Origin of the sequence: Paraburkholderia kirstenboschensis, from assembly GCF_904848585.1 — a bacterium.
In the GTDB taxonomy this organism is placed as follows: Bacteria; Pseudomonadota; Gammaproteobacteria; order Burkholderiales; family Burkholderiaceae; genus Paraburkholderia; species Paraburkholderia kirstenboschensis.
In genome coordinates this window covers 575629-588893 of record NZ_CAJHCR010000002.1, presented here as the reverse complement: position 1 = coordinate 588893, position 13265 = coordinate 575629, and the positions used below count along the sequence as shown (strand labels likewise).

General features: G+C 62.8%; 6 protein-coding genes. 5 read left to right on the top strand and 1 reads right to left on the bottom strand.

Annotation, left to right across the window (positions count from 1 at the left end):
• Positions 1 to 28: 28 nt before the first annotated feature.
• Positions 29 to 1054 carry an aldo/keto reductase gene (locus JMY24_RS09145; RefSeq protein WP_201701882.1) on the top strand — a complete coding sequence of 342 codons (1026 nt, stop codon included), beginning with the start codon at positions 29 to 31 and terminating at the stop codon, positions 1052 to 1054.
• Between the two features lie 135 nt (positions 1055 to 1189).
• On the opposite strand, the gene JMY24_RS09140 is transcribed toward JMY24_RS09145, so the two are convergent.
• Positions 1190 to 1933 carry an SDR family oxidoreductase gene (locus tag JMY24_RS09140; protein ID WP_128594764.1) on the bottom strand — a complete coding sequence of 248 codons (744 nt, stop codon included), beginning with the start codon at positions 1931 to 1933 and terminating at the stop codon, positions 1190 to 1192.
• Between the two features lie 115 nt (positions 1934 to 2048).
• Between JMY24_RS09140 and JMY24_RS09135 the strand changes: the two genes are divergently transcribed.
• The 4 genes from JMY24_RS09135 to JMY24_RS09120 all read left to right on the top strand — a co-directional run bounded on the left by JMY24_RS09135 (position 2049) and on the right by JMY24_RS09120 (position 13246).
• Positions 2049 to 2945, top strand: coding sequence for a LysR family transcriptional regulator (locus JMY24_RS09135; RefSeq protein WP_128594765.1), 897 nt, complete (start codon positions 2049 to 2051; stop codon positions 2943 to 2945).
• A 78-nt stretch (positions 2946 to 3023) separates the two neighbouring features.
• Positions 3024 to 3341 (top strand): single-stranded DNA-binding protein, encoded by a 318-nt coding sequence (locus JMY24_RS09130; RefSeq protein WP_128594766.1) that lies wholly within the window; start codon positions 3024 to 3026, stop codon positions 3339 to 3341.
• A gap of 229 nt (positions 3342 to 3570) precedes the next feature.
• Positions 3571 to 9486 (top strand): excinuclease ABC subunit UvrA, encoded by a 5916-nt coding sequence (uvrA, locus tag JMY24_RS09125; protein WP_201701881.1) that lies wholly within the window; start codon positions 3571 to 3573, stop codon positions 9484 to 9486.
• Positions 9487 to 10543: 1057 nt separating this feature from the next.
• Positions 10544 to 13246, top strand: a complete 2703-nt coding sequence (locus tag JMY24_RS09120; protein ID WP_128594768.1) for a TonB-dependent receptor plug domain-containing protein — start codon at positions 10544 to 10546, stop codon at positions 13244 to 13246.
• The last annotated feature ends 19 nt before the right edge of the window (positions 13247 to 13265 follow it).

The following is a 13265-nucleotide window of genomic DNA, read 5'->3' as shown; positions in this document are numbered from 1 at the left end:
ACGACGGCTATGCCACGGAGATTCATCAATGGAATACAGACATCTGGGTGCATCCGGTTTCAAGGTGCCGGTGCTGAGTTTCGGCACGGGCACGTTCGGCGGCAAGGGCGATTTTTTTCAGGCGTGGGGCTCGACCGACGTCGATGAAGCGCGGCGTCTGATCGACATTTGCCTCGATGCGGGCGTGACGATGTTCGACACCGCCGACATCTATTCACGCGGCGCTTCGGAGTCGGTGCTCGGCGAAGCGCTGAAGGGCAAGCGCGATAAGGCGATCATCTCAACCAAGGCGACCTTTCGTTTCGACGACGGTCCGAACAACGTCGGCTCATCGCGCTTTCATCTGATTCAGGCAGTGGACGCAGCGCTCAAGCGCTTGCAAACGGATTACATCGACCTCTTCCAACTGCATGGTTTCGACGCCAGAACGCCCGTCGCGGAAGTGTTGTCCACACTCGACGACCTGGTGCGCGCAGGCAAGATCCGCTACACGGGTGTGTCGAACTTTTCCGGCTGGCATCTGATGAAGTCGCTGGACACGGCGGACCGCTACGGCTATCCGCGTTATGTCGCGAACCAGACGTACTACTCGCTCGTGGGACGCGATTACGAGTGGGAGCTGATGCCGCTAGGCGTCGATCAGGGCGTGGGCGCCGTGGTGTGGAGCCCGCTCGGCTGGGGACGTCTGACCGGCAAGATCAAGCGCGGCCAGCCGTTGCCCGATACGAGCCGTTTGCATAAGACCGCCGACATGGGGCCGCCAGTGCCGGACGAGTACTTGTACCGCGTGCTCGACGCGATTGACGAGATCGCCGTGGAAACCGGCAAGACCGTGCCGCAGATCGCGCTGAACTGGCTACTGCAGCGTCCGACGGTGTCGACGGTGCTGATCGGCGCACGCAATGAGGAGCAGTTACGGCAGAACCTGGGCGCGGTCGGCTGGAACCTGACGCCGGAGCAGGTCGCGAGGCTCGATGCGGCAAGCGCCGTGCGGCCGGCTTATCCGTACTGGCATCAGGAAGGATTCGCCGAGCGCAATCCGAAACCGGTTTAAGCGGACCGTTCGCCGCGAGTTCTAACGCGTTAGTTCGGCGGCTCGTTACGAGTGCCCGGACTAACGCGCGCTGCAAATCCGTTCAGGCCGCTGGTTTGAGCCGCTTCAAGCTGCTGAAGCCGCGCCCGGCCTACCTCAAGCCAATCCGCCGTTTGCCCGCAGCACCTGGCCGTTGACCCACCCGGCTTCCCGGCTCACGAGGAACGCCACCACCGACGCAATGTCTTCCGGTTGCCCGAGGCGCTCCAGCGGCGGCATCTTCGCGAAGTGTTGAATCTGCTCGTCGGTCTTGCCGTCGAAGAACAGCGCCGTCGCAACCGGTCCTGGCGCCACCGCGTTCACGGTGATGTTGCGCCCGCGCAATTCCTTCGCGAACACGTGCGTGAACGTTTCCACCGCGGCCTTGCTCGCGCTGTAGATTGCGTAACCGGGCATGTTCAGCGCGACGGTCGTGCTCGAAAAGTTGATGATGCGTCCACCGTCGTTCATGCGGCCCGCCGCTTCGCGCAACGTATTGAAGGTGCCCCGCACGTTGATGTCGAACGTGCGGTCGTACAACTCGTCGCTCGTGTCGGCGAGCGGCGTCGGCTTGATCACGCCGGCGTTGTTGATCAGCACGTCCACTTTGCCCAGTTGCTGCTCGGCGGTTTCGAACATGCGACGCACGTCGGCGGCCTTCGACACATCGGCCTTCACGGCGACCGCCCGGCCACCCGCCGCGTTGAGTTCGGCGACGAGCGTGTCGGCCTCGCTGGAACTGGACGCGTAGTTGACGACGACCGCAAAACCATCGGTCGAGAGCCGTCGCGCAATGGTGGCGCCAATGCCGCGTGATGCGCCGGTAACGATAGCGACTGGTGCGTTTCTGATCGTTTTCATGGTGCGTTTCCTTTTCGGTATTGGGTTGGTGGGTGAATGATGGACGCTTTCTGCTTCGAGATAATCGGGTTAGACTGGCCATCATCATTCGATTCTCTTTAACAATCGCGGGTATATGGACCGTTTCGAAGAAATGCGTGTGTTCGTGCGGGTGGCCGAGCGGCAAAGCTTCACGCGGGCGTCCGACGACTTGCAGATACCGCGCGCCACTGTCACGAACCTCATCAAGCGCATGGAGGAGCGGCTCGGCGCGCGACTGCTGGAGCGCACCACGCGCACGGTTCGCCTGACGCCCGACGGGCAGGCGTATTACGGCCGCTGTGTGCGGTTGATCGCCGATATGGAAGAGGCCGAGGGCTCGTTCTCGAACCTGGCGCCGAAAGGCCTGTTGCGCGTGAATCTGCAAGGCACGCTTGCGCGGCACTTCGTCGTGCCGACGCTGCCGGCGTTCCTTGCACGCTACCCCGATATCGAACTGACAATCGGCGAAGACGACCGCCTGGTCGACCTGGTGCGCGAAGGCATCGACTGCGTGCTGCGGGCCGGCACGCTGCAGGATTCGTCGATGGTCGGGCGGCGCGTCGCGCAACTGCAGCAAGTGACGGTGGCGAGCCCGGCCTATCTGGAGAAGTATGGGGAGCCCGCCGATCCGTCGATGCTCGCCACGCACCGCGCGGTCAACTACGTGTCGAGCGCAACGGGCAAACCGGTGCCGCTCGAGTTCGACATCGAAGGCCGCAATACGCCGATGCTGTTGCCCGGCGCGGTGTCGGTGACGGGCGTCGAACTCTATACGGGCTCGGCGGTGGCGGGGCTTGGCATCGTCCAGGTGCCGCGTTATCGCGTGTCGGATGAACTGGCAAGCGGGCGTCTGAAGATCATTCTCGCGGATTTTCCGCCGCCGCCGATGCCGGTGTCCGTGCTGTATCCGCAGAATCGGCAACTGTCGTCGCGGGTGCGCGTGTTTGCGACGTGGCTGCGCGATATCTTCGAGGCGGCGGGCACGGCGTGAGCACGCGCCGGCGCGACTCTCGTGGGATGATGTGCGCCGCACATCGGGTGCGGGACCTGCAAACAAGGGAGCAGCAAGATGATCGATGGACTGGTGAGCGGGCGTCTGTATGGCGAGGCGCAGCTTCGCACGGGGCAAAACGGTACGCGCTTCGTGACCTGCAAGGTGCGCGCGGTCACCAATGACGGCGACACGATTTTCGTCAACGTGATTGCGTTCGATAACGCCGTGCAAACCGCGCTGCTCGCGTTGAGCGACGCGGACAGCGTCGCGCTGAGCGGGGCGCTCACGCCCAAGGTGTGGACCGACAAGAACGGCCTGGTCAAACCGGCCGTGGACATGGTCGCTCACAAACTCCTGACGGCCTATGAAGGGCGCAAGGACGGCGACGCCTGACACTGCACCCGGCATGACACAGCGTGGCGCCGGCCGCGTGACGCGGCGCGCCGATCCGACGTGCGCCAAACACGGCCGGTGCGCCTCGTGGAAAACTGTATAAATATACAGTATAGTGTTCAACTGCATGCGGGGCGCGGCGTCAGCGCTTTAGCACCCGCTTGCACTGAACTTGCGCGGTCGCGAGGCGTCCGTAAGAGGTGGCCCACTCATTCAGACGGTCGAAAAATTGTCATCCAACGGCATCATCAAGATTCGCGGCGCGCGCCAGCACAACCTCAAAAACGTCGATCTCGACGTGAAAACCGGCGAAATGACGGTCGTTACCGGCCCGTCCGGGTCCGGCAAGTCGAGCCTCGTGTTCGACACGCTTTACGCGGAAGGGCAGCGGCGCTACGTCGAAACGTTTAGCGCCTACGCGCGGCAGTTCCTCGATCGCATGGACCGGCCGCAAGTCGACCGGGTCGACGGCGTGCCGCCCGCCATCGCGATCGACCAGACCAATCCGGTGCGTAGTTCGCGCTCCACCGTCGGCACAATGACGGAGCTCAACGACCACCTGAAGCTGCTCTACGCGCGCGCGGCCGAACTGTTCGACCGCAAGACGGCGCATCAGGTGCGTCACGACACGCCCGAAACGATCTACGCCGAGCTGCTCGAACGCACGGGGCAGGACGATCCGCGGCTCGTCGTCACGTTTCCGGTCGAGTTGCCGGAGTCGGCGTCTGAGCAGGAAGTGGAGCAATGGCTGTCGGCAAGCGGCTACACGCGCGTGCAGGCGCAGCGCGAGGTCGATTCGCCTACCGGTAAGCGCAAACTGCTGGATGTCGTCGCGGACCGCTTCCGCCTCCGCCAGACGGACAAGCAGCGCGTAGTCGAGGCGATCGAGGCGTCGCTCAAGCGCGGCGGCGGGCGCGTGAATATTTACGTGCTGCCGCCGGCTTCGGAACTCCAGCAGGCGCCCGAGGCGCAGCAGCCCGAGCCGCAAATCTGGCGCTTCTCCACTGGCCTGCATAGCCCGGAGAGCGATCTGCGCTACGCCGACCCGCAACCGGCGCTGTTCTCGTTCAACTCGGCCTACGGCGCGTGCGAGGTCTGCCGCGGATTCGGCCGCGTGATCGGTGTCGACCTGGGCCTCGTGATTCCAGACGCGCGCAAGACGCTGCGCGACGGCGCGATCAAGCCCATGCAAACGCCGGCATGGAAGGAGTGTCAGGACGATCTGATGCGCTACGCGGCGAAGGCCGACATCCGCCGCGGCACGCCGTGGGGCGAACTCACGGACGCCGAGCGTGACTGGGTGATCAACGGCTCGCCGGACTGGAACGGCAAGTGGCAAAGCCATTGGTATGGCGTCAAACGCTTCTTCGAGTATCTCGAATCGAAAGCGTACAAGATGCATATCCGCGTGCTGCTGTCGAAGTACCGCAGCTACACGCCATGCGAAACCTGCGGCGGCGCGCGCCTGAAAACCGAATCGCTGCTGTGGCGTCTCGGCAGCAAGACGAATGCGGACGAAGTGCTGACGCCCCCGCAGCGCTTCATGCCGCGCGGCGTCGAATGGAACCGCGCGCAGCTGGAAGCGTTGCCGGGCCTCACCGTGCACGACCTGATGCTGATGCCGATCGAGCGCATCCGCCGCTTCTTCGACGAAATCAGTTTGCCCAGTGCTTTGCTCGACGACGCGCTCAAGCTGCTGCTCGCCGAAGTGCGCACGCGTCTCAAATATCTGTGCGACGTCGGGCTCGGTTATCTGACGCTCGACCGCCAAAGCCGCACGCTGTCGGGCGGCGAAGTGCAGCGGATCAATCTCACAACGGCGCTCGGCACGTCGCTCACGAAAACGCTGTTCGTGCTCGACGAGCCGAGCATCGGCCTGCATCCGCGGGATCTGAACCGGATCGTCGAAGCCATGCATCGTCTGCGGGACGCGGGCAATACGCTGGTGGTGGTCGAGCACGATCCGTCGGTCATGCTCGCGGCGGATCGTCTGATCGACATGGGTCCGGGGCCGGGCGAGCGTGGCGGCTCGATCATTTACGACGGCCCGCCCGAGGCGATTCGCTCGTCGGGCACGCTCACCGGCGAGTACCTCGGCGGCCGCCGGCACGTGGCGGACGCGGCGCACTGGTCGCAGCGCCCGGTCGACGCGAGCACGCCGCGCATCGTGCTCGAAGGCGCGACCGAACATAATTTGCGCGACGTGACGGTAGAGATTCCGTTGCAGCGGCTCGTCTGCGTGACGGGCGTGTCGGGCTCGGGCAAATCCACCTTGCTGCAAGACGTGTTGTACCCGGCCATGGCGCGGCACTTCGGTCTCGCCACCGAGTCACCCGGCGCATTTCGCAACCTGACCGGCGCGGACCAGGTCACCGACGTCGTGTTCGTCGACCAGTCGCCGATCGGCAAGACCGCGCGCTCGAATCCGGCCAGCTACGTCGGCGCGTTCGATGAAATCCGCAAGCTGTTCGCGAAGGCGCCGCTCGCGCAACAACGCGGCTATGGCCCGGGCATGTTCAGCTTCAATTCCGGCGACGGGCGCTGCCCGACGTGCGGCGGCTCGGGCTTCGAACACATCGAAATGCAGTTCCTGAGCGACGTGTATTTACGCTGTCCGGACTGCGACGGCCGCCGTTATCGCGCGGAACTGCTCGAAGTGAAGATCGAGCGCGGCGAACCGGCGCGTGCGTTGAGCATTGCAGACGTGCTGGAACTGACCGTCAGTGAAGCCGTCGCCTATTTTTCGAAGGATGCCGAAGTATTGCGCGTGCTTCAGCCTATCGTCGACGTGGGCCTCGAATATGTGAAGCTCGGTCAGCCAGTGCCCACGTTGTCGGGCGGCGAGGCGCAGCGGCTCAAACTCGCGGGCTTTCTCGCCGAATCCGCGCAGGCGCGCACCGCGCGCGGCGCGAAGCAGGCAGTCGCCAAACGCCTTTTCATGTTCGACGAGCCGACCACCGGCCTGCATTTCGACGACATCGCCAAGCTGATGCAGGCCTTCGGCAAGCTGCTGGCAAGCGGCCATTCGCTGATCGTGATCGAGCACAATCTCGACGTGATTCGTGCCGCCGACTGGATCATCGACCTCGGTCCCGAAGGCGGCGACGGCGGTGGCCGCGTGCTGTGCGCCGGCACGCCGGAAGACGTCAAGGGCTGCCCCGAATCGCATACCGGCGAAGCGCTGTTGCACTACGACCGCGCAATGAGCGCGGCCGCGGAGCCTGCCGAGGCGGCTTCGCAAGGCATTCCGTTGCAGAAGGCGCTGAGCGCGGCGCGCGCACGCCGCGCAATCGAAGGCGAGGACGTAATACGCATCGTCAATGCGCGCGAACACAACCTGAAAGCGCTCGACGTCGACATTCCGCATGGCAAGTTCAATGTCATCACCGGTGTATCGGGTTCGGGAAAATCGACGCTCGCTTTCGACATTCTTTTCCACGAAGGGCAACGCCGCTACCTCGAATCGCTCAATGCGTACGCGCGTTCCATCGTGCAGCCCGCCGGCCGGCCCGAGGTCGACGCCGTGTACGGCATCCCGCCGACGGTCGCGATCGAACAGCGTCTGTCGCGCGGTGGCCGCAAGAGTACGGTGGCGACTACGTCCGAGGTGTGGCATTTCCTGCGGCTGTTGTATGTGAAGCTCGGTTTGCAGCATTGCATTCATGACGGCACGCCGGTTACGTCGCAGAGCGTCGAGTCCATCGCCGCGCAATTGCTGCGTGACCATAAGGGGCAGCACGTCGGCTTCCTCGCTCCGCTCGTGGTGAACCGCAAGGGCGTGTACACCGATCTCGCGAAGTGGGCAAAAGCGCGGGGCAATACGCATCTGCGGGTGGACGGTGAGTTCGTGCCGGTGGACCCGTGGCCGAAGCTCGACCGCTTCCGTGAGCACACTATCGAACTGCCGGTCGCCGACCTGATCGTGTCGGCGGACAACGAAGCGGAACTGCGGCACGCGCTCGATCAGACGCTCGAGGTCGGCAAGGGTGTGATGCATCTGCTCGCGCCGCTCGACGGTCTGCATGACGCAATAAACGGCGGGCAGCCTACCGCGAAGCTCGGCGCAGTCAAGGTGCTCTCCACCAAGCGCGCGTGTCCGGTTTGCGGCACGAGCTATCCCGAGCTCGATCCGCGCATGTTCTCGTATAACAGCAAGCACGGCTGGTGCACGACCTGTGTGGGCACGGGGCTCGCGCTTACACGCGAGCAACGCGCCGCGTACGACGACACGATCGTCGTCGACGACAATCGTGGCCGCGAACAGAGTTTGCCGTCGGAAGAGCAGGAGCCCGAAGGTCTGGTCGACGAACCGTGTCCGGATTGCGTGGGCACACGTCTGAACCCCACCGCGCGCGCCGTCACATTCGACGCGCAAGCCATTACAGACGTCGCGCAATGGACCGTCTCCGACACGCGTGCGTGGATCGACGGTTTGCACATGACAGGCCGCGACGCTGAGATCGCGCGCGACGTGGTCAGCGAGATCGGCAGCCGTTTGCAGTTTCTCGAAGAGGTCGGGCTCGGTTACCTGAGCCTCGACCGGGCGGCGCCGAGCCTGTCGGGCGGCGAGGCGCAACGCATTCGCCTCGCCGCGCAACTGGGCAGCAACCTGCAAGGTGTCTGCTATGTGCTGGACGAGCCGACCATCGGGCTGCATCCTCGCGACAATCAGATTCTGCTGAACGCGCTGCGCAAGCTTGGCGACAAGGGCAATACGCTCGTGGTCGTCGAGCACGACGAAGACACGATCCGGCGGGCCGATCACATCATCGACATCGGGCCGGGCGCAGGCAAGCGCGGCGGCACGCTGATCGCGCAGGGCAGCGTGGCGGATCTGTCCGCGCAGCCCGAATCGCTTACGGGGCAGTTTCTCGCAACGCCGATCGTGCATCCGTTGCAGCCGCGTCGCAAAGTCGTCGCGCCAGGCAAGCGCGCGGCAGCGGTGCCTGAGAACTGGCTGACCGTACACGGCGGCAAGTTGCACAATCTGCGCAACGTCACCGTGGGCATTCCGCTGTCGCGGCTCGTCGCGGTGACGGGCGTCAGCGGCTCGGGCAAGTCCACGCTCGCGCGTGACGTGCTCATGGCGAATCTGCTCGACGCGGTTGGGCGCTCGGTATTGTCGTCGCCGGCTACGCGTCGCGCGCGAGCGGCGGCTGAAGAGAAGCCCGCCGCGAACCGTCGTTCGAGCGTGCTCGCGCGCACCGCACCGCGTGCTCCGCTGAACGTCACGCATGCGTGGCAGGGCTGCGATTCGATCACGGGTTGGGAAAGCATCGACCGTGTGCTCGAAGTCGATCAGACGCCAATCGGCAAGACGCCGCGCTCGTGTCCCGCCACATACATCGGCGTGTGGGACGCAATTCGCAAGCTGTTCGCCGGCACGCTCGAAGCGCGCGCGCGGGGCTACACGGCATCGCGCTTCTCGTTCAACACAGGCGAGGGCCGCTGCCCAGCTTGCGAAGGGCAAGGCGTGCGGACCATCGGCATGAGCTTCCTGCCGGATGTGAAGGTGCCGTGCGATGTCTGCCACGGGCAGCGCTTCAATCCGGAAACGCTCGCAGTGACGTGGCGGGGCAAGAATATCGGCGACGTGCTCACCATGGAAATCGACGAGGCTGTCGAGTTCTTTGCGCCGATCTCGAACATTGCTCATCCGTTGCAGTTGATGAAAGACGTGGGGCTCGGTTACCTCACGCTCGGTCAGCCGTCGCCTACGTTGTCTGGCGGCGAGGCGCAGCGCATCAAACTCGTCACGGAGTTGAGCAAGGTGCGCGACGACATTACGCGGCGCGGTCAAAAACCGCCGCATACGTTGTATGTGCTCGACGAGCCGACGGTGGGCCTGCATATGGCCGACGTCGCCAAGTTGATTCGCGTGCTGCATCGTCTCGCTGACGGCGGCCATAGCGTCGTGGTGATCGAGCACGACCTCGATGTGATCGCGGAGGCGGACTGGATCATCGACCTCGGTCCCGAAGGCGGCGTGGGTGGCGGAACCATCGTCGCTGCTACGGACCCCGAAGGAATCGTGCAGGTTCGCGCGAGCCACACCGGCGCAGCGTTAAAGCCTGTGCTCGACCGGGCCGCGAATGGCGGCACTCGCGCTGTGCCCGTCGAAGCGGGCGAAGGCACCAACGGGTAATAGATACTTCAGATCGCGCAGCAGCAAAAAGACAGGGCCGCATTGCCAATCAGGCGATGCGGGCCTTTTCCATTCCACTCGAGCATGTTTAGCTCAAGACGGCGTTCTGTTTAGTGCATTGTCAAATCGTCGAATATCGCAAGACGGGGTCGACGCACGTGCGAATTCGAAAAACTTTAGAACGCCCCGTCTAAAGATCGGGCAGTGCCAGATTGAAACAGTGTCATCAAAAAAAGTTTGACGACCGATTTTGATTTGTTATTGTCGCTGTCCATTGAGTGCTTCATAACACTTGGCGCCTTGGCGGGAGACACGCGCAGGATTCGTCTCCACGCTTTTCCAGCCTGACTGAAAGTCACGCGTCCGTAATTCGGCCGCCGCTTTCGCTCGCGCTCGAAATCCGTCATTGGTTGCCGTGAGCGGACGAAGCGGCGGTCCGACTTCGGGAAATAGCAATCGGACGAGCAGCGAGCGTCGCGCGAAACAATATTTGCTTATATCAAACAAATTTTGACTACGCGATTCTGGCTTGCTATGTTTCAGCCACCCAATGACACGGCCGCCACTCGAGGTCTGCCTTGCAGGGTAAGCGGTTCAGCAGCAATAGTGTTCCCCATCCGGTGAATCTTTCAACTCACTGACAGACCGGTCGGGCGGAAGGAAGCTCGCAGCGGAAGTACCCTCGCCAGGATGCTGGCGGGGTGAAGCAAAGTTAGGCATCCAAAGTATTTGTCTTTCCGTGAACGTACTGAGCCGCGCTGAAAGTGGCGTGCCGCGAAAGCGGACGAGTTCACATCGACATGAACATTGCACAAATAGAAAAGCTTTCATTTCTGTTAGGAAATTAGTAGTCCATATTCAATAAATTGAATTGAAGCCGTATTGCCGTTTTCACCAGATCGGATCAAACACAATTTAATCATTTTGGACTTATTTGCACTAATGCTGGGCATATTCGGTAAAGCGTGGTGCGTCGTCGTCGTGAAAAGGGCAGAGAAGTTCATAAGGCTTTTCTTGCACAACAGGTGTGGTCTTACTGACAAGTGAGAAGGGGAAAATGAAACAAAGGGCATTGGCGTTGGCCATCAAAAGAATACTTTGGGCAGAACTCGCCTTGTCGGCGGTTATTGCCGCACCGGCGTTTGCACAGAGCCAGCCGGCGACGACCGGCAGTACCGCGGCCACTACGACGTCGGAAGCCACTCCGGCAGCGACGGACTCGGGCAATGTAACGAAGATGCAGCGCGTGGAAGTCACCGGCTCGCTGATCCGCACGTCGGATAAGGTCGGCAATACCGAGGTGCAGACCATCACGCCGAAGGAAATCCAGCAAAGCGGTTACACGACCGTGGCTGATTTTCTGCGTGGCACCTCCGCTAATTCGGGCAGCAGCTGGGGCCAAACGACGATGAACAGTTCGGCGCAAGGCGGTGGCGGCATTGCGTTGCGCGGTCTGAGCGAAAAGTACACGCTGGTTCTGGTCGACGGTCAGCGCGTCGCCAATTACGGCAAGGCGGTGAACTTCACCGACACGTTCTTCGACGTGAACTCGATCCCGCTCAATATGGTGGATCACATCGACATCGTGAAGACGGGCGCCGTGTCGGTGTACGGCTCCGACGCGATTGCCGGCGTGGTCAACATCATCACGAAGAAGAACTTCCAGGGTTTGCAGTTCGACGGTCAACTGGGCAAGGCGCAGCATCCGGGCGACGCGCAGGGCAATTTCGGTGTGCTCGGCGGCTTCGGCGATCTGAATTCGGATCGCTTCAACGTAACGGCTGCGGCGAGCTATTACCGCGACACCGGTTCCTCGCTCGCCGATCGTTCAATGACAGCCAACCAGGACTTCAGCCAGTTCCCCGGCGGTCTGGCAGGCCCGCTCGGGCCGAACCAGCAGTCGTACTGGACGGCGCCCGACGGCACCAAGACCGCGCTCAACCCGTGCCCGCCCGGCAGCGTGTCGGCGGACGGCGGCGCCGAGTGCAAATCGAATCCCGCGAGCACGACTTCATTGGTTCCTTCTACAACGCGTTTGAACGCAAAGGTGCACGGCACCTTCAAGATCAACGACGACGTCCAGGCCTACGCGGACTTGTGGGTGAGCCGCAACGAAACCGTGCAGAACGAGGGCCCCGCGGCACTTTCAAGCACCACCAACGCCTACAATCCGGCCACCGGTTCGGCGCTGCCGCTGTCGCGCACCGTCCCGGCAACCAATCCGTACAACCCGTTCGGCGCGCCGGCGCAGATCAACTACACGTTCCCTAACACCATTTCGGCGGACACGGTCTCCACTTTCTGGCGCGCGATGACCGGCGTGAAGGGCTCGTTCACCACGCAGAAGTTCGGTGACTGGGACTGGTCCGCGGACTACGGTCATTCGCAAAGCACCGTCGACACGACCTACAGGAACATGTTGAACGTGGCGGGCGTCGAGAACATTCTGCAGAACGGCGTGTACGATTTCTCGAATCCGTCGGCAACGCCCAACGGCTTGAACGGCGTGTTCCAGAACGACTACGAGCAGGCCATCTCGAAACTCGACAGCGTGACGGCGAAAACCTCGACCGGCAATCTGTTCAATCTGCCGGGCGGACCGGTCGGCGTCGGCTTCGGTACGGAATTCCGCCACGAGAGTTCGCTGATCAATTCACGCACGTACACCGTGCAGGGCATCACCGCGCCGGCCAACGTGCAGACGGTCGACGGCGAGCGCAACGTGGCCGCGGTGTACTACCAGGTCGATATTCCGATCATCCGCAACCTGACGTTCACGCAGGCGGGCCGCTACGACCACTACAGCGACTTCGGCGGCGCGTTCTCGCCTAGCTTCGCGCTGCGCTTCCAGCCGGTGCAGGCGCTCACGACATTCGCGTCGTACAGCCGCGGTTTCCGTGCGCCGACTCTCGTCGAGAACTCGCAGGCAACCTACCTCGCGCACCAGAACCTCGTCGATCCGAACGACCCGAGCGGCGTGCCGACCAAGCACTTCACGACCGAACAGGTCAACGGCAATCCGAGCTTGCAGCCCGAACGTACGAAGAACTACAACATCGGCTTCCAGCTCTCGCCGGATTCGTCGACCGATATCGGCGCCGCGTTCTACAAGATTCACATCGACGGCGTGATCGGCACCAACGATCCCAATGCGGTGATGAACGCGAACGACCCTTCGACGGTGATCCGCAATGCGGACGGCACGGTCGCCTACATCAAGGAACAGTTCGTCAACCTCGGCTCGCTCGACACCGACGGCTTCGACATGAACTTCCGCAAGTCGGTCGGCACGAAGTACGGCACGTTCACGCTCGCTGGCGACTGGGCCTATGTGTGGCACTTCAAGCTCAACAGCCCCGGCGCACCGACGCAGGACTTCGCGGGTAACAACCTTGCGCTGCTGCAACCGTTCGGCGCGAGCAACCCGCGCTGGAAGGGCAACACGAGCCTGAGCTGGGACTATCGCAAGCTGACCACCACGCTCACGTGGCAGTACACGGGCCCTTACACGAATGCGGTGGCGGCCGAATTCGGCGACGGCGGCACGTTGTCGGTGGCGTCCTACAGCCAGTTCAACCTGATGGCCACGTATCGCGGCTTCAAGCACTGGACCATCTACGGCGGCATCAACAACATCTTCGACCGCAAGCCGCCGTTCGACGTCGAGTGGCAGGCCACGCCGGATATCACCGGCTATGACCAGTCGCTTTACACCAACATCGGCCGCTTCTTCCAGGTCGGCGCGACGTACCGCTTCTAAGTTCTCGATGTCTGTCTTT